Source organism: Burkholderia sp. IDO3 (assembly GCF_003366075.1).
GTDB classification, from domain to species: Bacteria; Pseudomonadota; Gammaproteobacteria; order Burkholderiales; family Burkholderiaceae; genus Burkholderia; species Burkholderia anthina.
In genome coordinates this window covers 734,643-759,597 of sequence record NZ_CP028962.1, presented here as the reverse complement: position 1 = coordinate 759,597, position 24,955 = coordinate 734,643, and the positions used below count along the sequence as shown (strand labels likewise).

The 24,955-nt window shown below is 62.8% G+C and carries 20 protein-coding genes and 3 pseudogenes; 14 read left to right on the top strand and 9 right to left on the bottom strand.

Annotation, left to right across the window (positions count from 1 at the left end; all coding sequences use genetic code 11):
• Window positions 1-26 precede the first annotated feature (26 nt).
• Entirely contained in the window at window positions 27-920 is an 894-nt protein-coding gene (locus DCN14_RS03575; protein WP_096500034.1) for an SDR family oxidoreductase, read from the bottom strand.
• A gap of 96 nt (window positions 921-1,016) precedes the next feature.
• Between DCN14_RS03575 and DCN14_RS03570 the strand changes: the two genes are divergently transcribed.
• From DCN14_RS03570 to DCN14_RS03560, 3 genes are all read left to right on the top strand, one after another.
• Window positions 1,017-1,886 carry a helix-turn-helix transcriptional regulator gene (locus DCN14_RS03570; RefSeq protein WP_096500036.1) on the top strand — a complete coding sequence of 290 codons (870 nt, stop codon included), beginning with the start codon at window positions 1,017-1,019 and terminating at the stop codon, window positions 1,884-1,886.
• Window positions 1,887-2,069: 183 nt separating this feature from the next.
• Window positions 2,070-3,299, top strand: coding sequence for a cyanate transporter (locus DCN14_RS03565; RefSeq protein WP_096500038.1), 1,230 nt, complete (start codon window positions 2,070-2,072; stop codon window positions 3,297-3,299).
• A gap of 143 nt (window positions 3,300-3,442) precedes the next feature.
• Window positions 3,443-4,213 carry an ABC transporter substrate-binding protein gene (locus DCN14_RS03560; protein WP_096500040.1) on the top strand — a complete coding sequence of 257 codons (771 nt, stop codon included), beginning with the start codon at window positions 3,443-3,445 and terminating at the stop codon, window positions 4,211-4,213.
• Window positions 4,214-4,311: 98 nt separating this feature from the next.
• On the opposite strand, the gene DCN14_RS03555 is transcribed toward DCN14_RS03560, so the two are convergent.
• Both DCN14_RS03555 and DCN14_RS38355 read right to left on the bottom strand, forming a co-directional pair.
• On the bottom strand, window positions 4,312-4,695 hold the full coding sequence (locus DCN14_RS03555) for a hypothetical protein (RefSeq protein WP_096500042.1): 384 nt from the start codon (window positions 4,693-4,695) through the stop codon (window positions 4,312-4,314).
• 149 nt (window positions 4,696-4,844) lie between these two features.
• Window positions 4,845-5,009 (bottom strand): hypothetical protein, encoded by a 165-nt coding sequence (locus DCN14_RS38355; protein WP_205212592.1) that lies wholly within the window; start codon window positions 5,007-5,009, stop codon window positions 4,845-4,847.
• A 154-nt stretch (window positions 5,010-5,163) separates the two neighbouring features.
• Between DCN14_RS38355 and DCN14_RS03550 the strand changes: the two genes are divergently transcribed.
• Window positions 5,164-5,616: a hypothetical protein gene (locus DCN14_RS03550; protein ID WP_240327257.1), complete on the top strand. Its 453-nt coding sequence runs from the start codon at window positions 5,164-5,166 to the stop codon at window positions 5,614-5,616.
• 16 nt (window positions 5,617-5,632) lie between these two features.
• Here DCN14_RS03550 and DCN14_RS03545 read toward each other — a convergent pair.
• Window positions 5,633-6,603 (bottom strand): annotated as a pseudogene (locus DCN14_RS03545) (integrase core domain-containing protein).
• 33 nt (window positions 6,604-6,636) lie between these two features.
• On the opposite strand from DCN14_RS03545, the pseudogene DCN14_RS03540 reads away from it, so the two are divergent.
• Window positions 6,637-6,834 (top strand): annotated as a pseudogene (locus DCN14_RS03540) (Hsp20/alpha crystallin family protein); the annotation flags it as partial.
• Between the two features lie 67 nt (window positions 6,835-6,901).
• On the opposite strand, the gene DCN14_RS03535 reads toward DCN14_RS03540, so the two are convergent.
• On the bottom strand, window positions 6,902-7,204 hold the full coding sequence (locus DCN14_RS03535; RefSeq protein ID WP_096500044.1) for an H-NS histone family protein: 303 nt from the start codon (window positions 7,202-7,204) through the stop codon (window positions 6,902-6,904).
• 875 nt (window positions 7,205-8,079) lie between these two features.
• Here DCN14_RS03535 and DCN14_RS03525 point away from each other — a divergent pair.
• Window positions 8,080-9,357 carry a putative Na+/H+ antiporter gene (locus DCN14_RS03525; RefSeq protein ID WP_096500048.1) on the top strand — a complete coding sequence of 426 codons (1,278 nt, stop codon included), beginning with the start codon at window positions 8,080-8,082 and terminating at the stop codon, window positions 9,355-9,357.
• A 222-nt stretch (window positions 9,358-9,579) separates the two neighbouring features.
• On the opposite strand, the gene DCN14_RS03520 is transcribed toward DCN14_RS03525, so the two are convergent.
• A complete protein-coding gene (locus tag DCN14_RS03520) occupies window positions 9,580-11,088 on the bottom strand; it encodes an 8-oxoguanine deaminase (RefSeq protein ID WP_096500050.1) in 1,509 nt (502 codons plus the stop codon).
• Window positions 11,089-11,460: 372 nt separating this feature from the next.
• On the opposite strand from DCN14_RS03520, the pseudogene DCN14_RS03515 reads away from it, so the two are divergent.
• Both DCN14_RS03515 and DCN14_RS03510 read left to right on the top strand, forming a co-directional pair.
• Window positions 11,461-11,793 (top strand): annotated as a pseudogene (locus DCN14_RS03515) (IS30 family transposase); the annotation flags it as partial.
• A gap of 910 nt (window positions 11,794-12,703) precedes the next feature.
• The gene (locus DCN14_RS03510; RefSeq protein ID WP_096500518.1) at window positions 12,704-14,275 is read left to right on the top strand and encodes an AbgT family transporter; all 1,572 of its coding nucleotides are present in this window, start codon (window positions 12,704-12,706) and stop codon (window positions 14,273-14,275) included.
• A 368-nt stretch (window positions 14,276-14,643) separates the two neighbouring features.
• On the opposite strand, the gene DCN14_RS37840 is transcribed toward DCN14_RS03510, so the two are convergent.
• From DCN14_RS37840 to tssH, 3 genes are all read right to left on the bottom strand, one after another.
• Complete coding sequence (locus tag DCN14_RS37840; RefSeq protein ID WP_143331628.1) at window positions 14,644-15,117, bottom strand: helix-turn-helix domain-containing protein; 474 nt, start codon at window positions 15,115-15,117, stop codon at window positions 14,644-14,646.
• A 92-nt stretch (window positions 15,118-15,209) separates the two neighbouring features.
• The gene (locus DCN14_RS03500; RefSeq protein ID WP_096500520.1) at window positions 15,210-15,905 is read right to left on the bottom strand and encodes a response regulator transcription factor; all 696 of its coding nucleotides are present in this window, start codon (window positions 15,903-15,905) and stop codon (window positions 15,210-15,212) included.
• 28 nt (window positions 15,906-15,933) lie between these two features.
• A complete protein-coding gene (tssH, locus tag DCN14_RS03495; protein WP_096500054.1) occupies window positions 15,934-18,648 on the bottom strand; it encodes a type VI secretion system ATPase TssH in 2,715 nt (904 codons plus the stop codon).
• 387 nt (window positions 18,649-19,035) lie between these two features.
• Between tssH and DCN14_RS03490 the strand changes: the two genes are divergently transcribed.
• From DCN14_RS03490 to DCN14_RS03465, 6 genes are read left to right on the top strand one after another with little or no spacing between them, the layout of a single operon-like run.
• Window positions 19,036-19,650: a TagK domain-containing protein gene (locus DCN14_RS03490; RefSeq protein ID WP_096500056.1), complete on the top strand. Its 615-nt coding sequence runs from the start codon at window positions 19,036-19,038 to the stop codon at window positions 19,648-19,650.
• Window positions 19,651-19,684: 34 nt separating this feature from the next.
• A complete protein-coding gene (locus tag DCN14_RS03485) occupies window positions 19,685-20,470 on the top strand; it encodes a type VI secretion system accessory protein TagJ (protein ID WP_172441870.1) in 786 nt (261 codons plus the stop codon).
• A complete protein-coding gene (gene tssE / locus DCN14_RS03480) occupies window positions 20,467-20,985 on the top strand; it encodes a type VI secretion system baseplate subunit TssE (protein WP_096500060.1) in 519 nt (172 codons plus the stop codon). Before DCN14_RS03485 ends, tssE begins: the two co-directional genes overlap by 4 nt.
• A 1-nt stretch (window position 20,986) precedes the next feature.
• On the top strand, window positions 20,987-22,867 hold the full coding sequence (tssF, locus tag DCN14_RS03475) for a type VI secretion system baseplate subunit TssF (protein WP_096500062.1): 1,881 nt from the start codon (window positions 20,987-20,989) through the stop codon (window positions 22,865-22,867).
• 2 nt (window positions 22,868-22,869) lie between these two features.
• Complete coding sequence (gene tssG, locus DCN14_RS03470) at window positions 22,870-23,934, top strand: type VI secretion system baseplate subunit TssG (protein WP_096500522.1); 1,065 nt, start codon at window positions 22,870-22,872, stop codon at window positions 23,932-23,934.
• Window positions 23,931-24,929, top strand: a complete 999-nt coding sequence (locus tag DCN14_RS03465) for a type VI secretion system ImpA family N-terminal domain-containing protein (protein ID WP_096500064.1) — start codon at window positions 23,931-23,933, stop codon at window positions 24,927-24,929. The genes tssG and DCN14_RS03465 overlap by 4 nt, the downstream gene beginning before the upstream one ends.
• Window positions 24,930-24,955: the final 26 nt, after the last annotated feature.

Below are 24,955 nucleotides of genomic sequence, written 5' to 3'. Positions count from 1 at the left end.
GAATCGGCGGCCCGCGCGCGCCCCCGTCAGCCTTCGAAATACCGCGGCCGGTCGATGTCGGCGATCAGGCCCGGCTGCCGCGGCGCCCAGTCGAGCCACGCACGCGTGCGCTCGCTCGTTGCGGGCGCATCCATCCCCGCGAACATCGCGAACCAGCCGAAGTGTTCGCCGGCCTGCTCCGCCGATTTCGCGACCACCGGGACGCCGAGCCTGCGGCCGATCACGGCCGCGATCTCGCGGAACGGCACCCCCGTATCGTCGACCGCGTGATAGCGCGCACCGGCCGCACCGCGTTCGACCGCGAGCCGGTACACGCGCGCCGCATCGAGCCGGTGCACGGCCGGCCAGCGGTTGCCGCCGTCGCCGATGTAGGCCGATGCGCCCTTTTCCCGCGCGAAAGCAATCAGGCGCGGCACGAAGCCGTGATCGCCGTCGCCGTGCACGGACGGCGGCAGCCGCACGACCGACGCATGCACGCCCCGCGCGTGCAGCGCGACCGCCGTTGCCTCCGACGCACGCGGATAGACCGCCGACACCGGCACGTGCGGATCGTCCTCCGTCGCCGCGCGGCCGGGCGCGACGAGCGCGAGGCCCGACGTCACGACCAGCGGGCGCGCCGAGCCCGCGAGCACCGCGCCGATCGTTTCGATCGCGCGGCGGTCGAGTTCGCAGTTTTCCGCGAAGCGCGAGAAGTCGTGATTGAATCCCGTGTGGATGACCGCGTCGGCGGCTTGCGCACCGCGCGTCAGGCTGTCGTGATCTTCCAGCGATCCGCGCTGGACGTCGGCGCCCGCGGCCGCGACCGCCGCGGCGGCTGTGTCGGAACGCGCGAGGCCGAGCACCGAATGCCCGGCCGCCAGCAACTCGGCAACGACTGCGGAACCGACGAACCCCGATGCTCCCGTAACAAAGACACGCATGTTCAGCACCTCCGGATGAAATGGAGGGCTTACTATCTGTCGACCGCCGCGCGCGGTGAAGACGTGACGGTTTACCGGTAAACGAACTAACAGGCTATGGCAGACGCACCCGACAACCTGCTCGGCGCGTACCTTCGGGACCGCCGCGAGAAACTCGACCCGGCGGCGCTCGGGCTGCCGGCCGCGCGCCGCCGCACGCCGGGCCTGCGGCGCGAGGAAGTCGCGCAGCGCGCGCACGTGAGCGCCGCGTGGTACACGTGGCTCGAACAGGGGCGCGGCGGCGCGCCGTCCGCCGACGTGCTCGACCGGCTCGCCCGCGCGCTGCTGCTCAACGACGCGGAGCGCGAGCATCTGTTCCTGATCGGCCTCGGCCATCCGCCCGAAGTGCGCTATCACGCGAGCAGCAGCGTGACGCCGCGCCTGCAGCACGTGCTCGATTCGCTCGACGCGAGCCCGGCGATCGTGCGTACCGCGACGTGGGACGTCGTCGCATGGAACGACGCGGCAGCCGCGACACTGACCGACTACGCGACGCTGCCGCCGCCCGCGCGCAACATCCTGCGGCTGATCTTCATCGACACCGGCGTGCGCGACGCGCAACCGAACTGGGCGCGCGTCGCGCGGTTCGCGGTGGGCGCGTTTCGCGCCGACATCGCACGCGGCGGCGCGACGCGGACCGTGCAGGCGTTCGTCGACGAGATGCGCGCGACGAGCGCCGAATTCGACGCGATGTGGCGCGACCACGACATCCGTTCGCACGACGAAGGTACGAAGGAAATCCGTCATCCGCAGGCCGGCCGGATCGCGCTCGAATACTCCGCATTCTCGGTGACCGGCCGCCCGGATCTGAGCCTCGTGATCTTCACGCCCGCGTCGGCGGCCGATCGTGCGCGGATCCGGACGCTCGTCGCGGCGCGGGAGCAGGCCCGAGAACGGGCCCGCGTATCGCAGGCGCCTGCCGCATAACGCCGCGCGAAACCGCTCGCCGCACGCCCCGCGGGCCGCTCCCATCCGGCCCCGTCACACCGCGTCAATCCATCGCATTCCGCACTGATACCCAGTCGAATATTTAATTTTCCCCTGACGGGGCGCGCCTTTACCCTTTCGGCATCGCATCACTGGGCCTGCGGCCCACCCTGGAGCATTCCGTTGACCGACCCTGGCACCGCCCAAGCTGTTCCCCGCCCGCACGCGGCTTCCGTGTCCTATGGCGCGCTCGCGCTGCTGGTGCTGGCCGGCCTCAACCTGCGTCCGTTCCTGACCGCGTTCGGCCCCGTGCTCGACCTCGTGCGCGCCGACACGGGCCTCGGCTTTCGCGCGGCCGCACTGCTGACCACGCTGCCGTTCGTGCTGATGGGCGTCGTCGCCGGCGTCGGCGTCGGGCTGGCGCGCCGCATCGGCGAGCAGCGCGCGCTGACCGGCGCGCTGGCGCTGATCGCCGCCGGTTGCACCGCCCGCCTGTGGACGGGCAGCAGCGCCGGGCTCGTCGTCACGGCGATCGTCGCCGGTGCGGGCGTCGCGGTGGTCCAGTCGCTCGCGCCGGGCCTCGCGAAACGCTGGTTCGTCGACCGCCTGCCGCTCGCGATGGGCCTCTATTCGGCCGCGCTGGTCGGCGGCGGCGCCTTCGGCGCGGTCGCGAGCCCGTGGCTCGCCGCGCATGGCGGCTGGCGTCTGTCGCTCGCCGTGTGGGCCGTGCCCGCCCTCGTCACGCTCGCGCTGTGGCGCGCGAAGGCGCCGCACGACACCGCGCATGCGGCAGCGGCATCGACGCCCGTCGCCGCATTCGCGCGGATTCCGCGCGCATGGCAGCTCGCGCTGTTCTTCGGCCTCAGCAACAGCGGTTACGCAAGCCTGGTCGCATGGCTGCCCGCGTTCTACCGCAGCGTCGGCATGAGCCCGCAGGCGAGCGGCAACCTGCTCGCCTGGATGGCGCTGTTCCAGGCGGCCGGCGCGCTCGCGATGCCGATGCTCGCGAAACGGGCGCACGATCGCCGCCCGGTGCTGTGGCTCACGCTCGCGCTGCAGACGGCCGGCTTCGTCGGCTTCGCGACGATGCCCGCGCTCGCGCCGTGGATGTGGGTCGCGAGCGTCGGCCTCGGGCTCGGCGGCTTCTTCTCGATGAGCCTGATCGTCACGCTCGACCACCTGCCGGATGCGCGGCTCGCGGGCGCGCTCGCCGCGTTCGTGCAGGGCGTCGGCTTCCTGACCGTCGCGTCGAGCCCCTGGCTGATCGGCTGGCTGCGCGACGCGGGCGGCGGCTTCGCGATCGCGTGGTGGATGCACATCGGCGTGATCGCCGCGATGGCCGCGTTGAACGCGACGTTCTCCCCTGCCGGCTACCGGCGCAGCATGGCGCGCATCACCGGCGCCTCGCACTGAACCGGATTCCCTGACCCGGCCGGCCGCCGGCGTCGTCCGGCGACCGGCCACCGCCCGCTGCATGGCCGGGCGCGGGTGGTCACGCCAATCGGCCGCCGTGTCGCTTCACCTCAAACAAAACCAACCGGTAAATGGAGACAACCATGAAAAAACTCGTCATGGCCGTCGCGCTCGCGCTGACGGCAGGCACCGCAGTCGCGAAAGACCCTGCCGTCCTGCGCCTCGGCGTCGATCCCAGCTATGCGCCGTTCGAATCGCTCGCGCCCGACGGCAAGCTCGTCGGCTTCGACATCGACCTGGGCAACGCGATCTGCGAACGCATGAAGGTGCGCTGCGTATGGGTCGAGAATGCGTTCGACGGGATGATCCCCGCGCTGAAGGCGCGCAAGTTCGACGGCGTGCTGTCGTCGATGAGCGTGACGGAGAAGCGCCTCGCGCAGATCGCGTTCACGGACAAGATCAACAACGTGCCGCCCCGGCTCGTCGCGCGCCGCGGCTCGAACCTGCAGCCGACGCCCGCGTCGCTGGCCGGCAAGAGCGTCGGCGTCGAGCAGGGTACGACGCAGGAAACCTATGCGCGCACGTACTGGGAACCGAAGGGCGTGATCGTGCGCACGTACCAGACGCAGGATCTCGTCTACCAGGATCTGCTGTCGGGGCGGCTCGACGCATCGCTGCAATCGTCGGTGCAGGCGGACCTCGGGTTCCTGAAGACGCCGAAGGGCGCGAACTTCGCGTTCGCGGGGCCGGCGCTGCATGATCCGAAGACGCTGGGCGTCGGCTCGGCGATCGGCCTGCGCAAGGACGACGATGCGCTGCGCACGCACATCAACCAGGCGCTCGCGAGCCTGATTCAGGACGGGACGTATCAGCGGATCGCGAAAAAGTATTTCTCGTTCGACATCTACAACTGACGAACGCGGGCGGAAGACGCCGAGCGGCGTCGTGCGCGCATGCACGACGCCGCTTCTTCGTTCGTCGTTTCAGTCAGTCGGGCCGTCGAGGCCGGGCATTACGCCGCCGGCGCCAGCAAATTCGTTGCAAACGACTTCGCATGCGCGACGGCCTCTTGCGCATCGGGGAAGACGCCGAGCTCGTCCCAGTGTTCTTCGGCCGCGTAGGTGCCTTTCACCGCGAGCGCGCGCTGCACGCGCAACTGCGCCGCATATCTGCCGTCTTCCAGCGGTCGGGCCGCCGCGATGATCCGATGCGGCAGACTGGTGCCCTCGGGCTGGACCAGCTCGACAGGGCCGCCGACCGCGCCGATATCCTTCAACTCGTTCCTCGTCTTGCAGTCCGGGCAGTAGAAGCACCAGCCTGCGTCCTCCTGGCGGGACCTGACCTGCCCTCGAGCCAGCACGGCACGGCATTCAACGTTTTCGCAGATGAACGGCATGGCAGTCTCCGAAGTTGTTTGACGGAAATCCTAGCATGTCCGTCGGCGCTCAACCATCGGCATTGGCCGTGCCGGTGCGTCGGCCCGGCGCATCGTTTCAGCTTGCGATCGCCTTGCGCTACGCGGCGCGTTCGGCCGGATACGGGCGCTCAGACGTCGTAGCCCGCATTGCGCATCAACTGGCGCGACACGTCGCCGCGCGCGCCCTCGGCATCGTATTGCGCGCGCAGCCTCGCGTCCGCCTTGCGGGACACGCCGCGGGACATGGTCGCAACGATCGCGAAAAAGGCGACGACAAAGAAAACGATCAGCATCATGTTGCTCCTGACTGGCCGGACCGGACAGGGCCACGACGTTCGCGCCGGCCTGCCTCGGCAAGCCATCGCAGGTGGCGCCTGATGCCGCGCTGCGCGCTATCCGGTCCCGGCGGACAATACCCTCGCGCACATCCTTCAGAGGGAGTTCGCCATGATCAAGTTCCAGCCCGACGGGTGGCATACGGTTACGCCGCGTATCGTCGTAAGCGATCCGAAAAATCCCGTCGACTTCATCAACGCGGTGTTTCTGGCGCAGGGCGAATGCCGCGTGGGGCTGCCGGCCGAAGTCAGGATCGGCGATTCGATCGTGACGGTCAGCGGCGGCGACGGGCTCCGCGATCCGATGGCGGCGTTTCTGTACGTCTATGTCGAGGATGTCGATGCGACCTACCGGCGTGCCGTCGCGGCCAGGGCCGTGTCGCTCGAAGCGCCGGCCGCGACCGTATGGCGACCGGCGAGCGATGGTGAAGGATGCGTGGGGGAACATCTGGCAGATCGCGACGCATCGGCGCGATCTGTCGGCCGACGAGATACGTGCGCGGCTAGCCGACGGCGGCGGGTAGTTCCAGTTCAAACCGTTTCCTGTATGTCCGCCGTGCCATGACACTACTTTTTCGCGCTCAGCTTTTTGATATCGTGAGGCAGGCCCGATTTCCGTTCCGGTCTTGGTTGGAAAATTCCGGCTCTTCGGGGCGACCCGAATCGGTCCGATCGGTACACTGGCGGGCCAATTCCGACGGTGTCATCCACTGCAATGCGGTGAAGACATGCCCCGTTATAGTACTCGTGCCGGACTTCGATTTTGCGTCTGGCGTCCTCCAGCGACAAGAACCCATGCGCGTTGAGGCATTTCTCCCGGAAGCGTCCGTTGAAGGAATCGTTTTTCGCGTTGTCGGTCGGCTTGCCAGGACGTGAGAAGTCAATCCCCACACCATTCTCGTACGCCCATTTGTCGAGCGCCTTCGTCAAACAGCGCGTCCGCGACGAAATCCATACGCCAAATCTCGTTGATTGCGCTTACTGACTGCTTCGGTTGTCGGCGCCGGGCCGACTTGTTCCGACGGGGTCGCTTATGGCGCAACGAAAGGCCCAGTTCGCGATACACGCGCTCTACCCGCTTATGGTTGTCTCGTCAGTCTCCCCGGCGAAGCATCACGGACACGCGGAGCACACCGTCCGCACTTCCGTGATCTCCTGGATGCGCATTTCAAGTGCGCTTTGATCCCGCGCGACCGACTCGTAACGGTCGACCGTGCGGGACAGCGGCAACAACACAGGTCTGCCGCTGGCTTGCGCCGAAATGGCGCATCAAGTCCGTGATCAGTTCACGGCGTCGAGAAGGTTTCCGCGCTTTTTGACAACACATCCTGCAGCATGGCCTTGTCCGGCGACAGATCGGCTACGAGCCGCTTGAGCTTCGCGCTCCCTTCCTCAAGTGCTTCAGCCGGCGCAGTTCCGAGAGCGACAGCCCGCCGTATTTCGTCCGCCAGTTGTAAAACATCGCGCGCTGATCCCCTGCTTGCCGGCAGACCTCCGCGACCGGCGTGCCTTCCGCCTGCTTCAACGCGTACGTAATCGGCCCCTCGGTAATTTGCTCTTCTTGACGGTATGCCTCCTGGTCTTGATGGCAACGTCATACTGGAATTTTCCGCTTCCAAGTGAGGCAGTTATACAGGACAGCAGTCTGAACATCGAGGCAGAGGCGGTGATTCCGACTCCATCCAGATTGCCCGTGCAGCACGATGAAGTGCGCTATTCACGCTTCCTGCGAGCCTTTACGCCCGGCCGGAATTTCGACGCCTCGCGCATCGACGCACAGCTGCGTGACGGAGTGCTCAAGCTGACCGTTCCGCGCCACGAGGGAGCAAAGCCACGACGTATTCGGAGTTTTATTCTGCGTCGGGAATCAAAAAGCGATCGCGGTTCTTCGCGTCCGCAATCCATTGAGGAGCTCTGCCGCGGCCGCTCCAGGTCGCACCGGTTTTCGGATCACGATACTTCGGTGCGATCGCTGCACGGGTGGGCGATACCCCGGCACGGCGGCGACCGAAAATTTGATCGGCCGTAATCCCATATTCGGCGATCTGTTCACGAATCGTCGTGATGATGCTGTCCAACTCGGCGAGCCGAGCTTCTTCTGCTTGCCGCGCCAGCGTCTCTGCCTGTGCTTTAAGTTCGAGGTAGGTAGCCATAAATGGGATCAATCTCCTTTTAAAAGATGGCCGACTGTCTCGGCGTCGTTGGGCCGGACTGTCAACTACAACGTTCAAGTTATATTCGCGAGGTCATGGCGACGGTTGATCGTATGAACCTATAAATTTTAATTTTTTTAAGAGCAAATTTGTAATGTCGCATCCGAACAAAGTTGAAATGTCGTGATTCGAAGGTTTAGGCACATGCTGGTGGCGGTTTGGACTGTCGGGGCGCAGGTTCGGGCATGCAATGGTCCGCGCCGGCGGCAAATGCGTCAATGCTTTCCTGCGGACGACCGGGATTCACGATTGCCATGATCGGCAGTCGTGGGCCGAGATGCTGGCGAGCGGTCGCATAATCTCTTGCACCGGCATGCTAGCGTTCGCCCATCGGACGATGAGCACATCGTACCGACCGTTTCGCAGCTTCGATTCGATCGTCACCGCCTTGATAAGCATGTCGCACTCGTGGCCCGCTGTTTCGAGGTGTCCTGGCATCGTTCGAGCGGCTCGCTCGTTGGTATCGACGTACGCGACCTCCATATCATGGTGTCTGCACGTCCAAAGAAAATACCGCCCCATGATATTGAGTGGACGATCATTTTTCAATTGCGCATTGGCTGAAATTTCGATGAAATTCCGCAAGGCTTGGCCTATCGATCGGAATAGGACGCGGCTGATTTTTTCGAGCCACCAACGTACTGTGCTCGATAATGGTTTTGGTGATCTCCCTCCATCCTCAGTCCGTCGTTGTTTTGCTCCACTCGATCGCGGTGAACCGACTCGAATTCGGAGTAATATCTCGTCGTTTCGCTGAGTTTCCGTCCAGTAGTCGACGAAATCTTTCATCCCAAGAATACATATCGGGAGAACTTATGCCTCATTCCGTCGAGGTCGCAGGCGCGATCATATTCGGTCTTGCGCTAATTCATACGTTTGTCGCAAAGCGGTTTGAAGTGCTGGCGCGTCACCATCCCCGCCATGCCCGCCTGTTCCATTTTCTCGGCGAAGTCGAGGTCGTATTCGGTTTTTGGGCACTCGTGCTGGTGCTCGCGATTGGCATGCTCGTCGGGCCGAAGCAGGCGATCGGCTATGCCGAGTCGCGCGAATATACCGAACCGCTGTTCGTATTCACGATCATGGTGATCGCGGCGAGCCGGCCAATCCTCGAAGCCGTAACAGCCCTCGTCCTGCGTATCGCGCGGCTCGTGCCGGCCGATACCGAGCAGGCCGTGATCTGGCTGTCGGTCGCGCTGATTCCGCTCCTGGGCTCGTTCATCACCGAGCCGGCCGCGATGACGCTCGCCGCGCTGGTATTGCGAGATCGCTTCTTCCACGCGCAAATCGACGAGCAGTGGAAATACCTTGCACTCGGCGTGCTGTTCGTAAACATCTCGATCGGCGGCACATTGACCGCGTATGCAGCGCCGCCTGTACTGATGGTGGTGACCGCGTGGGGATGGGACAGCACGTTCATGGTCACGCAGTTCGGCTGGAAGGCTATGTTAGCCGTGCTCATCAATGCATCGTTGCTACTCGCCATCATTCGCGGTCCGCTGCATGCCGCGCGCGGTCAGGCGGCACCGGTCACGCAATCCGCGGAACCGCCAGACGCGGTGCGCATTCCGCTCGGCGTCACGCTGATCCATCTGGGCTTTCTTGCCGCCGTCGTGCTCACTGCCCATCATCCGGTGATCTTCATTGGATTGTTCCTGTTCTTTCTGGGGTTCACGCACGCATACGATCGCTACCAGTCGCAGTTGATGCTTCGCGAAAGCCTGCTGGTCGCATTTTTTCTCGGCGGCCTGGTCCTGCTCGGCGGTCTCCAGCAATGGTGGCTGCAGCCGCTCGTCGCTTCGATGAATGCTCATGCCCTTTACGTGGGAGCGCTTGGCCTCACAGCCGTGATGGACAACGCGGCAATCACTTATCTCGGTTCGCTGATCGCCGGCATTCCGGACGACGCGAAATACATGCTCGTCGCCGGTGCGGTGGCGGGCGGCGGACTGACCGTCATCGCCAATGCGCCGAACCCGGCGGGGCTCGCGATCCTGCGGCACGGGTTCAAGGACGAATCGGTCAGCGTACCAGGGCTGCTGCTGGCCGCGATTGTGCCGACGTGCATTGCGTCGGCAGCGTTTCTGTTGCTGTAACACTGAGCGCACTTCACGCGCGCGGCGACCGTAGAGCAATTATCGTTGGCGCAAAGGACAATGCCAACGAGGTCGAACTTCGCGGCCGTCCAAAGTGGTCGATCTGGCCTATAGCGTCGGAATTGACCCTGAACCGGACTATTTCTTGGGTCAGGGTCAATTCGACAACGATGCCTCTCGCAGGAATGGCCGATGAAAAGCGTCAACGGGGATCGCTTACAATCAAGCGGCGACTAACTGCCGTGCAAGGGTATTGTGTTTTTCGACGACCTTGGATAGGTCGACCGTAACGACGTTGCCGTCTTCTACCACGACGCGCCCGTTGACAATGGTGTAAGCAGCTTTTCCCGGATCGCAAAATACCAGCGACGCGACAGGATCGTGCCCGGCGCCTGCGAGGCCGATCGTATCCAACCTGAAAATTGCCACGTCGGCCATCATCCCTGGCGCGATCGCACCGATATCGTCCCGGTTGAGATTCTTCGCCCCGCCAAGCGTCGCGATTTCCAGAGCCTCACGCGCCGTGAGCGCCTCCGGGCCGAACCCGACGCGTTGCAGCAGCAGTGCCTGACGCACTTCGCCAAGCATATCGGACGTATCGTTGGAAGCCGAACCATCGACGCCGAGGCCGACATGCATGCCGGCGTCCAGCATGCGGCGGACGGGAGCAATCCCGGAGCCGAGTCGCATGTTGGAGCATGGGCAATGTGCGACCCCGGTTCCGGTGCGGGCAAAGAGTTCGATACCGTGCCGATCGAGCTTGACGCAGTGCGCATGCCACACATCGTGGCCGACCCATTCGAGTTCTTCGACATACTCGGCCGGCGTTTTGTTGAACATCTTCCGGCTGTATTCGATGTCGCTGACATTTTCCGCCAGATGCGTATGCATGGACACGTTATACGCACGTGCCAATTTGGCTGAGTCACGCATGAGTTGCTGGCTCACGGTAAACGGGGAGCACGGTGCGACGACGACACGCAGCATGGCGCCTCTACTGTCGTCATGGTACGTTTCGATCACGCGCTGGGTGTCGCTGAGGATAGCCTTTTCATTTTCGACCAGATCGTCCGGCGGCAGTCCTCCTTGCTTGCGTCCAACACTCATGCTGCCTCGGCAAGCGTGAAAACGCATGCCTATTTCCCGTGCCGCCTCGATACTGTCGTCCAGTTTGACCCCGTTGGGATACAAATATTGATGATCGCTGGTCGTCGTGCACCCGGACAGCATCAGCTCGGCCATGGCCGTCTGAGTAGCAGTCCTCATCATTTCAGGGGTTAGTTTTTTCCAAATAGGATAGAGCGTCGTAAGCCATTTGAATAGCTCCCCATCCTGTGCATTGGGGACGACTCTCGTCAAACTTTGAAACATGTGATGATGCGTGTTGATCAGGCCGGGAATGACGATGTGCCCTCGCAGGTCGATGACGCGATCCGCAGTCGCGGGCATGTGTTGATCGTCCCCAACGGCTACGATCGTGTTTCCTTTGATATAAATGCTTCCCCGGCGAATCTCGCGTCGTTGTCGGTCCATCGTAACGACGACATCCGCGTGCTTCAAAAGCAGGGTTCCGTGTTGATCCGGCGTGGACAGCGGGGGGGCGGCGATCGGGGAAGGCTCGGCTTCCGAAGTAGCCGGCAGTGCGGCAAGCAAAGGCGTGGACAAAAGCAGGCGACGCAGACGATCCGGTTCATTCGTAGTGTTATTCGACACTATGCGGGTTTCCTTCATGAGTGAGAGGCGAGAATCTGATAGGCATGGATATCCGCCGGCTCCGCAAAGGAGCGGCGCACGAAAGCACGCCGACCGCATGATCGCGTAAACGTATTGATCGGCCTGATAGGCCCAGGCTGAAATTCGGAGACCGGTTTGAAGAAGACCATCGGTATCTCAACGGAGCGCGCTCTTGAATCTCCGGACACCCGGCACCTCCAAGGCGGAGCTCCACCGCCGATTCAAGTCATGAAGGCCTTTGTCGGTCGGCATCGCGCACCTTCGGAAGGTAGTCTCATGTCATTCCGACACCGGGACGCAAAGCGGATTCAACCGGTCGTCGCAACACCCTGATCAAGGAGGTGTTGCATGGCGCAAAGTGCAAAGCGGGTGTATCAGTTGACAGGGCGAGGAGCAATGCCCTCGCCGGGCGCACCGTCGCTTCGGCATGAAACCGAGCGGCTTTTTAGATAGCATATCCAAAGGCTTAGGGTGCGTGAGATGACCTGCCGTATAGGGCGCAGCCCATCAACCGTTTCGCGGAAGCTCACGCGCAACGCTGCACCTCGTGGTGGTCATCTCGAGTATCGTGCTTCGGTCGCGCAGTGGAAGGCGGAACGGTTTGCCAAACGACCCAAGGCAGTGAAACTGGCGACTAACGCGCGGCTACACCACTACGTACAAGAGCGTCTGGAAAGCAAAGTGCGTGACGCTGAGGGTCGTGAGAATGCCGGACCTCGGCAGGCGCCGTTCAGGGCGAGCTACGAGACGTTGCCGCGTACGCAGTTTCTAACGTAGCTGACGATCCTCGATTCGCTGGCAGTGTCGCCGGAACGCGGGCAGTCGACCGTGCAGCGGCTAGATGCAAAATTCAAAGAAGCGAAGGAATTGGGGCACGACGGGCTCGTGAGCGGGCTCGGCAATGTGGAAAAACGTTGTGGAGCGGAGAGTCAGATCGAGGAATACTTCTTCCTCGAGATCCGCGCCGCGTTCCCCGGTAATCCACGATGCCCCCCCCAAAAAAACCCCGCCTCGGATTCGAGGCGGGGGAACGGGAGCGCTCCATGCTCACCTGGTTAAACGCGCCGGAGGGACGCGAGGCAAATGATGTCGCATCGGGCCCGCCCCGGAAATCGGCAAAGGCCGAAAACAAGCCAGGGAAATGACGCGGCCACGCGAAAGATGAAAACGTCGCGCCGACTTCGCCTGTCGCGGCAAAGCAGCCGGATCGTACGCGGCATTCTCGTTAAGGCGTTGGACGTCGCGCAAGAGAGTGTCCCGTGGCGAGCGATCGTTGCGTACGTCTCATGATGCGTCGCGCGATCGACATCTCGGATTTTCAGACTTCGCCGATTTTCGGGGCGGGCCCGATGCGACATCATTTGCCTCATGCCCCTCCTGACGCATTCAAACCGGGTGAGCATGGAGCGCTCCCGTTTCGGATTCGAGGCGGGGGCTTTCGAGCCGGAATGTATCGATTTTCACCGAGCATACAACCCGCCCCCAACCGCACTTTCGACGGCGCGCCGGGTCAAGAACGCCCCAACGCCGGCATACCCGGGTACCTGCGGCGAGATTCGCGGCATTGCCCGACACTCATGCGTGTTCCCAGCCCTCTGCCCAGTTCCTCATCATGCACGAAGCATCATCACCTCAGAAGCGAATCGGCCTGCTCGGCTTCATCGAACGTGTCGGCAACCTGTTGCCACACCCAGTCACACTGTTCGCAATCATGTGCGTCATCGTGCTCGCGAGTTCCTCGCTCGCTGCCAGATTCGGCATCAGTGCTGCCGACCCGCGCGCATCGACGCCCGATGCAGTCATCACAGTCATCGATTTGCTTACCGCCGATGAGATCACGCGGCTGCTCACGTCACTTGTCGGAAACTTCACCGGCTTCGCTCCTCTCGGGACCGTACTTGTATCGCTGCTGGGCGTGGGTGTCGCCGAGCGTAGTGGCCTGATCTCCGCCGCAGTGCGAAAAACGGTTTTCGCGGCACCCCGCAGCACCGTCACTTATGCAGTCGTCTTCGCTGCCGTGATGTCCAACGTCGCGGGCGAACTCGGTTACGTCGTCCTGATTCCGCTCGCCGCGGCCACATTCCAGACTCTGGGGCGTCATCCGCTCGCAGGGATTGCCGCCGCATTTGCGGGCGTATCGGGCGGATACAGTGCGAACCTGCTGCTCGGCACGGCCGACCCGCTACTTGCCGGCATCACGCAAGCCTCCGCGCAGCTCGTCGATCCGGACTACACCGTCAGCGCAACCGCCAATTGGTATTTCATGGCAGCCAGCACCCTCATGATCACAGTGGTCGGCGCACTCGTCACGGAGCGCATCGTCGAGCCGCGGCTAGGCGCCTACCGACCAGATCCGGTCGACACGCAATCCACCGCACAGTCCGCGGCCGAGATGCCGGCACGCCTGTCTCCGCGCGAGAACCGCGCGTTATTTCATGCCTGTTGCGCGCTGCTTGTCGGCGGCATCCTGCTCGTTCTTTCCATCATGTGGCCCAACTCCCCGCTGCGAGACGACCTTGGCACGCTGGGCCCGAACGCGCCGCTGTATGGCACCATCGTCGCACTGATCTTCCTGTTCTTCCTTGTGCCGGGCATCGTCTACGGCATCACGGCCCGGACCATCCGCTCAGATCGCGACATCATCGATGCGATGTCGACGACCATGTCGTCCATGGGCACCTATATCGTCCTGGTGTTCTTCGCTGCACAATTCATTGCATTCTTCAATCGGAGCCAGCTCGGCCCCATCGTTGCCGTGACGGGAGCCGATCTGCTGCGCGCCATTGATCTTCCTGCTCCCATGCTCTTCATCTGCTTCATCGCGATTTGCGCATTGGCAAACCTCGCGGTTGGCTCGGCATCCGCCCAATGGGCACTGACAGCTCCCGTGTTCGTTCCCATGCTGATGTTGCTCGGCTTTTCACCGGAAATCACGCAAGCCGCCTATCGAATCGGCGATTCCGTCACCAATCTCGTCACGCCAATGATGAGCTACTTCGGACTGGTCGTCGCAGTTGCGTCACGCTACCGGAAAGATATCGGCGTCGGCACCCTGATGTCGACGATGGTTCCGTACTCCGCCCTGTTCTTCGTGATATGGAGCGTGATGTTCTGCGTTTGGATTTTCGCACTGGAATTGCCGGTCGGCCCGGGAGCACCGCTCCACTATCCGGCCTCCAATTGAATCGCACCGACTTCCTTCGGCCCCTCATGACGCAAGCGGTGGCCCACGGCCGGCCGGGTGCCGGGAGAACTCGCGTTCGTTGCCCACGACAGATGCCGCAGCCCATTCGAAGACAAGGAGACGAGGCCGGAGCGACGGCACGCTCGGTCCGCCGGTGCGCAAATCGCCGATAGAGAGAAAACCGCCGGCCACGCATCGCCGCGCGCCGGTGGATCATTCACCGATCCGTGGAATTGAACGATGGAATCGATGTCGTGCCGCCGGCAATTCCCCATGGAATACGGCATAACGACTTGCTGATCGTTGCCGGGACTAACGAACGCACAGCACAAGATCGGCGGCGAAAGTAGCCGCCATTCGGAAACGAGTCATCCAACCCGTTGGGTTCGCCACCACTCCGTCGGCATGCGCTTCATGGCATGCTGTTCGATACCGTTGATCGCGCCCCGACTCAACCCAAGGCGCCGGCTTACCGCATGAAGCGGTGTCTCACGCAGGCATTCCATCACATACATTTCGAAAGCGTTCGTATAGCGCCTTCCGGGGTCCGCCCACGGCACCCGGATGGTGAGGCAGCCATGCTCCGGGCACTTGATGCGCGGCACTTCGCCCCATACGATCGTCCGGTATTCGCACGTATCGAGATGACGCCAGCGCCTGCTTCGCATGTCGTATCTCGGGCAGTGGAGATTGCACAGCGGACAAACGAGACGCGTATCGACACAAATAGCTGTATGGATGAACAAGATTTCCTCGAATTCATCGAACGAGGTCGTCCTGATTTCCCATGGAAAAGAAATTTCAGGAAAAAGCGTGCAAAATTCCCGCTTACTGGTTAGCAATTCACGGCACCATTAACATATCGACAATCATTCATTGCTTACCGCGCGTCAGGTTCCGATTCATTTTCATTTTTTCTTATCGTCGTCCGGATCTACGGCGATTCCGCCCGGTAGCAGATGGGGGAATGCATGACAAGCGTTCGATCGGCGTAGCGTTGCATGATCGTCGCCAGCTCGACTTCGTTTCGGGCACCCAGCTTTTTCATTCCCGCGTTTTTCTGGTTGCTGATCGTCTTCCGGCTACGCTTCAATCTTTCGGCAATCGCCGCGATCGACATTCCGGCGCATATCATTCTCACGACGGTTGCTTCCTTCGCCGACAGCATCTCAATGCGTGTTCCATTGCGCCTCGAATGAGACTCCGCGAACAATGCCTGGCTTTTCAGGGAGCTGGACAGGTATTCCCCGCCGCTTCTGACGGTGCGGATCGCCGCCGCGAGATCCACGTAATCCTCGCCGCCCTTGCCGACGAAGCCGGCCGCGCCGGCATCGAGCGCCTTGGAAACGATATATGCGGAAGCGTGCGAACTGAGAAACAGGACACGAGTGCCGGGAAACGTGCGTCGAATCCGCACCAGTAGATCGAGACCGTCCGGGTAGGGATCGCCCTCGAATTCATAGTCGCAGACGAGAACGTCCACCGGCTTTGCCGCAAGCATGTCGAGCAACTGACCAATCGACTCGCTTTGAAAGCGCATCTCTATGTCGATGCTGGCCGACAACAGATACTCGACGCCACGCAGAATAAGCGGATGGTCGTCTGCAACGCCTACCGTAATCTTCCTCACGAACTCACCCTGACCCTGACCGGAAAACTCACGCACATTCGCCTGCCGTCACGGTTCGTTGCATGTCGCCTGCTACCCGGAATGCCAGCGCGTCCGCAGGCCCCGCCTCCGGATCGATCACCTCCAGCACGATGCGCGCGATCGTATCGCGCGACGCCAGCGCATCGAGCCAGTATCGGGCCAGACTAGGTAGTACGTATTGCTCGATAAAACCGATCAGGATGCGCGCACCGGTCTCCTGGACCAGGCAGCGTCCCACGATATAGTCGACCACGTCCGCCGCGTAGGTCAGTTCGACCCCGTTGTTTTCCGCCATCCGCCGAACCACGGCGTCCATATGCAGGCGCACGATCTGCGCCAGGGAATATTGGCTGAGCGGGCGATAAGGCACCACCGTTACCCGGCCAAGAAATGCGGCGGAAAACACCTTGAGCAAATCGGGCATCAGCGTCGAGCGCAAATCGTCCATATCCGGAGCCAGCATGTCGTCCGCGCAAAGGCTGGCAATCAAATCGGAACCAACATTGCTCGTCATCAGGATCGTCGTATTGCGGAAATCGATATAGCGCCCATCTCCGTCTTCCATGTACCCTTTGTCGAATACCTGAAAGAACATCTCGTGAACGTCCCGATGCGCTTTCTCGATCTCGTCGAGCAACACGACCGAATACGGCCGACGACGCACCGCTTCCGTCAGCACCCCGCCCTCGCCATGGCCGACGTAGCCGGGCGGTGCCCCTTTCAGGCCCGACACGGTATGCGCTTCCTGATACTCGCTCATATTGATCGTGATCAGGTTCTGTTCGCCGCCGTATAGCGCGTCGGCGAGCGCGAGCGCGGTTTCGGTCTTGCCGACGCCAGACGGACCGGCGAGCAGGAACACGCCGAGCGGCTTGCGCGGATCGGCAATCCCGGCACGCGCGGTCTGCACGCCGTCGCCGATCCGGCGCAACGCCTCATCCTGACCGATCACGCGAGCGGCAAGCGTCGCGGGCAATACCCTCACGGCGGCGATCTCGTCGGTCACCATGCGTCCGACCGGAATGCCCGTCCAGTCCGAAACGATTTCCGCGACGACCACTTCATCCACCTCCGGAAAAACCAGTGGGCCACGCGTCTGGAGATCCGACAACGTCTTTTCGAGCGTCCGCAGTGCATCCATCGAAATATCGGTCTGCGTCTGCGTCTGCGCATCGGCGCCGCGCACGCCGCTCAGCGCCGCGCGCGCACTCACGAGTTCCGCCGCCGCCGCGGCCTGGGCTTGCCAGGCCGTCTCGACTGCGTGCGCCTCGACTTCGAGCCGGGCGATGTTCGCATCGACATCCGCCAGCGAGCCGTCGCGGCCGAGCCCGATGCGCGCCTCGCGGCCGAGCAGTTCGGCTTCGACGCGTGCCGCCAGCAGTTTCTCGCGAATCCGTTGCAGTTCACGCGGCGGCGCATGCTGAGACAAGGCAACGCGCGCGCAAGCGGTATCGAGCAGGCTGATCGCCTTGTCGGGCAACTGGCGCGACGGAATATATCGATGCGACAGCGCGACCGACGCGCGGATCGCTTCGTCAAGCACGACGACGCCGTGGTGCTCGGCGAATACGTCAGTGAGACCACGCACCATATCGACGGCGGACTGCTCGTCGGGCTCTGCGACTTGAAGCGTCTGAAACCTTCTCGTCAGCGCCGGATCCTTTTCAATGTATCGCTTGTATTCGGACCACGTGGTCGCACCAACCATGCGCAGCATGCCGCGCGCCAGCGCCGGCTTGATCAGATTGGCCGCGTCTCCCGTACCCGCCTGTCCGCCCGCACCGATCAGCGTGTGAATCTCGTCGACGAACAGGACGATCGGCGTTGACGACTTCGACGCCTCTTCGAGCACCGACTTCAACCGCGCCTCGAATTCCCCCTTCATGCTCGCGCCCGCCAGCAGCGCTCCCACGTCGAGACTCAACAGCCGGACCTCGGCCAGCTTCGGCGGCACATCGCCGGCCGCGATCGCGAGCGCCAGCCCCTCGACGATCGCCGTCTTGCCCACCCCGGCATCGCCGGTCAGAAGCGGATTATTCTGACGGCGCCGCATGAGCACGTCGATCATCGTGCGAATCTCGAGCTCGCGTCCCACGACCGGATCGATCTCGCCGGCACGGGCATGCGCGGTCAGATCGATACAGAATCGCGTCAACGCCGCCCCTTTCCCGGACTCGCCCCGCAAGCCCGAAGCCTCGCCCGGAATCGCATCGAGGAAATCGCTCTGATCGTACGGCTGGTCGTCTGCCTCCGGCGATCCTGCAATCCAGCCCGGCAACGCGTCGACCAGCCCGTCGACAGGTATCTTCACGAACGCCGGCGAAATCGAAAGCAGTACGCGCCGCAATTCCGGCGTCTCGACAAGCGCGGCCATCAGCCATGCACCGCGGATCCGCTTCTCGCCGAACGAAAGCGTCGCAATCACCCAGGCCCGCTCGATCGCCATCTCGATGTGATGCGAAAAGTCGCTGAGCGAGCTTGCTCCCGACGGCAACGCAGCCAGCGAGGCCAGCATGTCCTTTTCGAGTGACGCGCGGTTCACCTCGCAGTGCCTGACAATGCGAAGCAGATCACCGTCGGCCTGTGCAAGTTGCTGATGCAGCCAATGCACCAGTTCGACATAAGGATTGCCGCGCAACTTTGAAAAGGACGTCGCGGACTCGATGCTCCGGAAGAGTGTCGTCCCGAGCTTTCCGAACAGCGCATGACGTGAGATAGGCATTTTTACGTAACGATAGAATATTGCGGCCGACAAAATGCCGGCCCGAAGCGGTTCCGAATCCGATGCTCGAACCTGCGCAAGCGCATCGCGATTCCGGGCAGCATGCCCAACCGGAAGCTTATTCCGTCGCCTGCGGCATGTATTTAGGCCATTGCCCATATTTCCCCTTCTTCCGACGCAGTAGCATTTCGTTCGGGTCATGCGGACGATTGACCGTGCTCCGCTTTGTCGACTTCGCGCCGGGCGAAGCGTTCGCCGCATACCCGCCGTGCCTTTCGCGTAACGATTGCCGCACAGCTTTCCCCGTCGCAAAAGCCGAACGGCAATGCGTGCGTAACGTGGTGTTTCGTGGTGTTTCGCGCCGCGTGATTCGACTTCCGACTTCATATGGACAACCTTGCATCGCCCCCGATAGACACCGCCGCCCCAGTCTCACGCACCTGCACTGCCGGCGACCGCGATCCCGATGACTTCCCACTCGCCCGTCGCGGTTCTTTTACGCCTGCAAACGACCGAATCGATGCACCGTGGCCGGACAGGCCGATCGACATCGACGAATCGGACCCGCTCTCCGTGCTGACGTTCGAGTTCCGGCAAGCGCTCCTGCATCCGGGGGGCGGCAACGCGTCGCAGACCGGCATGGCCCTGAGCGACGACACACCATCGGACTCGTTTTCCGGACCGGCCTTTGCTGCGCCCGTGGATCATTCCGCGGCCGGATCGTCCGTGCTCGGCTTGCTGACGGCCGGCAAGAGCATCGATACATTGCTCGGCTGCCTCGCCTCGGCCGAAACGACCGAAACACCCCCGATCTTCGAGATGGCGCAGCGGCACGACATCCTTGTCCTCCTCGCGCCGCCCGGCATCCGTGCCGACCGTGTCGTCACCGTTGCCCCCCTAACGCGCGAGGAGCATCACATGTTCAGCGTGGACAGCCGCATCGCGTTGTCCGGTTCCGTCGAAGATCTAACACTCGCCCCCCAAGATGAGCTTCATCGCTGAATTTTCCGCATCGTCCCCCGCCACGCTTCAAGGCATGCTCGGCACGCTAACCTTCGACGACTGGAAAGCGAACATCGTCAGCAACGTGAAGCGACGTCCTTCGGACGTACGCCTACGCTGGCTGCTATTCGAACTGCTGTGCGTCGACGGTGAATGGGATCGGGCGCTGCGGCAATTGCAGACGTGGACCATGCTGGAGTCCGAGGGCACCTCGCGCGCGCAAATGTATCGCGAGCTGATACGGTGCGAGAACTTGCGTACGGCGGTATTCGACGGTCGACGCACACCGAACGGAATCGATCCGTTACCGCCCTGGGTCGATACGCTGACGCGCGCCAATGCGAAACTGGTCGACGGCGACATCGCCACTGCCGACGTGCTGCGCGGCGCCGCGCTCGGCGACGCACCGGCGACGCGAGGGCATTGCCCGCAGGTCGGCGATTTCGCGTGGCTGGCCGATAGCGACACCCGCGTCGGACCGATATGCGAAATGGTCGTCGCAGGCGGCTATCGATGGATACCGTTCGACGAGATGCAAACACTCACGCTCGGCCCGATTACCTCATTGACGGATCTCGTCTGGCGCTCGGCCGTGATAAGCCTGCGCAACGCAACCGTATTGCGCGGCTTTCTTCCTGTGCGCTACCCGGGGTCCGAAAACGGACCTGCCTCGCTCAAGCTCGCACGCGAAACCACCTGGAAGGATATCGGCATCACTGCCGTGATCGCGCTCGGGCAGAAAACCTGGAGTTCCGACAAGGGCGATATCGGACTTCTCGACATCAGCGAATGCCGATTCAGCCACGACGAACACGCATGAGCACCGCCAAACCTCGACACCGTCCGACATACATGCCGTCGCTCCTCGACCGTCTGATCGACGACGCCCCGCAACTGCGGCGCGAACATCGGGAAATCGAGACGCTCGACAGCGAAGGCATGCGTCACCTCATCCGGCGCGACTTGAGCCTGCTTCTCAACACGACGAACCTGGACGACGAACTCGACGCGACTCGCCATGCCGCGGCGATCGACTCGGTCGTCAATTACGGCATTCCGCCGCTCTCCGGCAACTATCTGGCCAATCGCGACTGGAACGTCGTCGAGAAGGCCATTCGCACGGCAATCGTCCGTTTCGAACCGCGCCTGTTGCCCGACTCGCTACGAATCCGGCCGGTCCAGCACGAAGATTCGACCCAATACAACCGCTTGACATTCGAGATCAGCGGCCTGATGCATTGGTCCCCCATCCCCGTCGAATTTCGCATTCGCAGCATGCTCGACATGGAAATCGACCGGGTCACGTTCGACACCGACGCTCTTCAGGGTCAATGACATGAATTCACGATTTCTCGATTACTACAGTCGCGAGCTGACCTTCATGCGCGAAATGTCCGGCGAATTCGCTGCCAGACATCCTAAAATCGCGCGCCGCCTCGGCCTGGAAGGCATCGAAGTCGCCGACCCGTATGTCGAACGGCTCATCGAAGCCTTCTGCTTCATGTCGGCGCGTACCCAGATCAAGCTCGATGCCGAATTCCCGCGCTTCACCCAGCGCTTGCTCGAGGTCGTCCATCCCAACCATATCGCGCCGATGCCGTCGATCGCCGTCGTCAAGCTGCGCCCCAGCCTGCGAATCGGCAATTTTTCGAACGGCGTGAACGTGCCGCGTCATAGCGTCTTTCGCTCGGCGATCCCACCGGGAGAACAGACGGCCTGCGAATTCCGCAGCGGCCAGGACGTGACGTTGTGGCCGATCGAGCTTGTCGACGCGAAACTGACGACCGTGCCGCCGGGCCTACCCAGGATCGAAGACCGATTGCGACCTGCTTCGACGTTGCGCAGCGCGCTGCGCCTGCGGCTGCGCACGACCGGCGATGTCGCATTCAGTCAGCTCACGCGGCTCGATCGTCTGCCGATCTATATCGGCGGCGACGAACGCATCGCGTCGCATCTGTTCGAACTGGTGCACGCCGCCAGCGTCGCCTCGGTGATTCGCGCCTGCGACGCACCGTACGGCGCGGGACATGTGGTTTCCACCGCACCGGTCGAATTCGAAGGCCTGCGGCCGGATCAGGGATTGCTGCCGCTCGCGTGGAACGCATTTCACGGACACAACCTTCTGCAGGAATATTTCGCGTCGCGCCAGCGTTTTTATTTTTTTGCGTTGACCCAGCTTGCGCCGGGCCTGGCGAATATCGACGGCAAGGAAGTCGAAATTGTGCTGCTGCTCGACCGGCTTCCGGATGAGCTTGCGGCGCACACCGATGCTTCCCGCTTTCATCTGTTCTGCACGCCGGTCATCAATCTGTTTCGCAAGCAGATCGATCGCGTCGAGATCAGTCGCGCGCATCCCGACCATCATCTTTTCGTCGACCGTACGCGGCCACTCGACTACGAGATCTTTTCCGTCTCGAGCGTGATCGGCAGAAAGACCCAAACATCCGAGGAAGTTGCTTTCCAGCCGCTTTACCAGACCGTGCACACCGATCCTGGCAACAACGGCAGGTATTTCTCGGTGCGCCGGGAACCCCGCATGCTGTCGACCGATGCGCGCAAATACGGCACCCGCACGCCGTATGTCGGCACCGAGGTCTATCTTTCTCTCGTTGACCAGGCCGATGCGCCCTATGCCGACGACATTCGCCATCTTTCCGTCGATACGTGGGTCACCAACCGCGATCTGCCGCGCCTCCTGCGTGCCAACGACAAGACAAATCTCACGGTGTCGGACTCGCTTCCGATCGACCGCGCCAGCCTCGTCCATTCCCCGAGTTCGCCGCGCGCGCCGTATGCCGATGGAAAAACGGCATGGCGTCTGATCCGCCAGCTCGGCTTCAATTACATGCCGTTGACCGAACTCGATCGCGGCGCCTGCGGGCAAGCGTTGCGCAACATACTGAGCCTGTTCGCCGCACCGGACGATCGTGAGCATGCCCGACAAATCGAAGCGCTGGTGGGCGCGCATTACGCCCCCGTCGTCCGGCGATTGCCGAACCCGGGCCTGCTCGTATACGGGCGAGGCGTATGCTGCGAACTGACCTTCGACGAAGCCGGCTTCTCCGGCATCAGCCCCTACCTGTTCGGCCTCATCCTCGAGCATTACGTCGCCCGTCACGTATCGGTCAACGTCTTCACCGAGACCGAACTGCACTCGATGCAACGCGGCCTCATCGCGAAATGGCGGCCGCGGACGGGCGGACGCAGGGCCATCTAGACATGCGTGCACGCCCCTCCAAAGCCGACGCCGGCGCAAGCGGGCCCGTCGACGTTCAGGCACTCGCCGCCTGGTTCGATCGACACGCCCCGTGGGAGTCCGGCTTCCTGCCACTGCTGCGCGCCATCGCCGCGCGCACGCCGCATGCACCCGCGCCGGGCACGGCCCGTCTGCCGAACGAAGAGTGCTTCCGCATCGGGCAACAGCCGACCATGGCATTCGCGCCGCGTGAAATTGCGTCGATGGACGTACGCGACGGCCGCTTCGATATTCGTCTGTTCGGGCTCGGCCTGTGGGGACCGCAAGGGCCGATGCCGTTGCACATGACGGAGCTGGCCTATAGCCGCGCCGAAAGCAATCAAGACCGCACGCTCGCCCACTTCGTCGATCTGTTCCATCATCGCGCGCTGACCCAGTTCTATCGCGCCTGGGCGTCCGCGCAGGCCACCGCGTCGCTGGATCGCTCCGACGAAACGTTTTCGTTTTACATTGCGAGCCTGGCAGGGCTCGACCCGGCCGAAGCCGCGTGCTCCCCCCTGCCCACGCACGCACGCTACGGCGCTGCCCCCCACCTCGTTTGCGAGGCCCGCCATCCGGACGGCATCGTCGCGACGCTCTCGCATTACTTCGGCGTGCCCGTCGACATCGAGGAATTCGTTCCGCACTGGATATACCTGACCGAATCCGATCATGCCAGGCTCGGCGTTCGAGGCTCCGCCGCCACCATGGGCGATGGCGCACACCTCGGCGAAGCCATTCCCGACCGGCAACACAAATTCCGTCTGGTGATCGGTCCGCTCGATCTCGATCAGTATCAGCGCCTCATGCCCCACGGCGCCGACTTCCATGCGCTCGTCGAATGGATCAATACCTTCGTCGGCTATGAATACGCATGGGAGGTCAAGCTGCTGCTCCGGCCGGAAGCCGCGCCGCCCGCCTGCCTCGGCCAGCCCCAGCGCCTCGGCTACGCCCTGTGGCTCGGCGAAAGCACGAGCGAACAGCCCGTGGTCGGCATGGTGTTCGATCCCGAACAATACTGCAACCGCTCCAGAGATTTCCAGACATGAATCCTCATTCATTCACCGTCGAGCAGCGCTACGCCGATGTGCTCGAACCGATCGACGCCGACGCACCCTGCGGGCCCGATCTCGAATACGACCCGGCTTTCGCGATGCTGATGGCCGCCGTGGCACCTCGCACCGAAGTACAGTACGGCACCTTCATCGACGCCTCTCAGGCCACCAACTGGACCGAGGCGGAGCGAGACTGCCGTGCGCTCCTGCTGCGTACGAAAGACATCCGTCTTGCGCTTGTCCTGCTGCGATGCAGGATCCGGCTGAACGGCGCGGCGGGGCTGCGCGACGGACTGACCATACTGGGTGCGCTTCTCGAACGCTACGGCCAAGCGCTTCATCCCGTCCCGATGCTCGACGGCGAACCCGATGCCGCGGTCTATTCGAACGCGATCGCGGCCTTGGCCGATCCCGAAGGCGTGCTCGGCGATGCGCGCGACATTCCGATGCCCTCGACCTCGGGTCTGCACCTGCATCTGCGGGACATCGAGAAGGCATTCACGACCCCGCGCCAAAAAGACGCGCTCGCACCGGAAACCGCCAGCCGCTTGCTCGATGACTGGTGGACACGACACGACGCCGGGATGCTGGCGCTCGTCGATGCGCAACGTCGCGCGGCAAGCATCGACACCTGGTGCGAGACAACGCTCGGCGTCGACGCGCCCGATTTCGATCCGCTACTGAAACTACTGATGCCGTTCGATCAGCTGTCGCTCGACGACGCCCCTGCCGCTGCGCCAGACGCCACCAAAACGATCGGCGCCATGCCCGCCACCGCAACGCCCGTGCAAGCGACGCCTCTCGTCGATCGCCGGACTGCACTGGAGACCATTCGGGAAACACGCACATGGTTCGAACGTCATGAACCGAGCAGTCCTGTGATCGTCCTGCTGCGCCAATCCGAACGCATGGTCGGCAAACGCTTTTCCGAGCTCGCACACATCATTCCGGCCGATCTGCTGGCCGCATGGGACGAAGCCGAGCAATAACCCGGCACGCGTCAACCGAATCGGGG

Coding starts and splice junctions, on each gene's coding strand:
- DCN14_RS03575 (WP_096500034.1), bottom strand. CDS start 920: ATGCGTGTCTTTGTTACGGGAGCATCGGGGTTCGTCGGTTCCGCAGTC.
- DCN14_RS03570 (WP_096500036.1), top strand. CDS start 1,017: ATGGCAGACGCACCCGACAACCTGCTCGGCGCGTACCTTCGGGACCGC.
- DCN14_RS03560 (WP_096500040.1), top strand. CDS start 3,443: ATGAAAAAACTCGTCATGGCCGTCGCGCTCGCGCTGACGGCAGGCACC.
- DCN14_RS03555 (WP_096500042.1), bottom strand. CDS start 4,695: ATGCCGTTCATCTGCGAAAACGTTGAATGCCGTGCCGTGCTGGCTCGA.
- DCN14_RS38355 (WP_205212592.1), bottom strand. CDS start 5,009: ATGCTGATCGTTTTCTTTGTCGTCGCCTTTTTCGCGATCGTTGCGACC.
- DCN14_RS03550 (WP_240327257.1), top strand. CDS start 5,164: ATGATCAAGTTCCAGCCCGACGGGTGGCATACGGTTACGCCGCGTATC.
- DCN14_RS03535 (WP_096500044.1), bottom strand. CDS start 7,204: ATGGCTACCTACCTCGAACTTAAAGCACAGGCAGAGACGCTGGCGCGG.
- DCN14_RS03525 (WP_096500048.1), top strand. CDS start 8,080: ATGCCTCATTCCGTCGAGGTCGCAGGCGCGATCATATTCGGTCTTGCG.
- DCN14_RS03520 (WP_096500050.1), bottom strand. CDS start 11,088: ATGAAGGAAACCCGCATAGTGTCGAATAACACTACGAATGAACCGGAT.
- DCN14_RS03510 (WP_096500518.1), top strand. CDS start 12,704: ATGCACGAAGCATCATCACCTCAGAAGCGAATCGGCCTGCTCGGCTTC.
- tssH (WP_096500054.1), bottom strand. CDS start 18,648: ATGCCTATCTCACGTCATGCGCTGTTCGGAAAGCTCGGGACGACACTC.
- DCN14_RS03490 (WP_096500056.1), top strand. CDS start 19,036: ATGGACAACCTTGCATCGCCCCCGATAGACACCGCCGCCCCAGTCTCA.
- DCN14_RS03485 (WP_172441870.1), top strand. CDS start 19,685: ATGCTCGGCACGCTAACCTTCGACGACTGGAAAGCGAACATCGTCAGC.
- tssE (WP_096500060.1), top strand. CDS start 20,467: ATGAGCACCGCCAAACCTCGACACCGTCCGACATACATGCCGTCGCTC.
- tssF (WP_096500062.1), top strand. CDS start 20,987: ATGAATTCACGATTTCTCGATTACTACAGTCGCGAGCTGACCTTCATG.
- tssG (WP_096500522.1), top strand. CDS start 22,870: ATGCGTGCACGCCCCTCCAAAGCCGACGCCGGCGCAAGCGGGCCCGTC.
- DCN14_RS03465 (WP_096500064.1), top strand. CDS start 23,931: ATGAATCCTCATTCATTCACCGTCGAGCAGCGCTACGCCGATGTGCTC.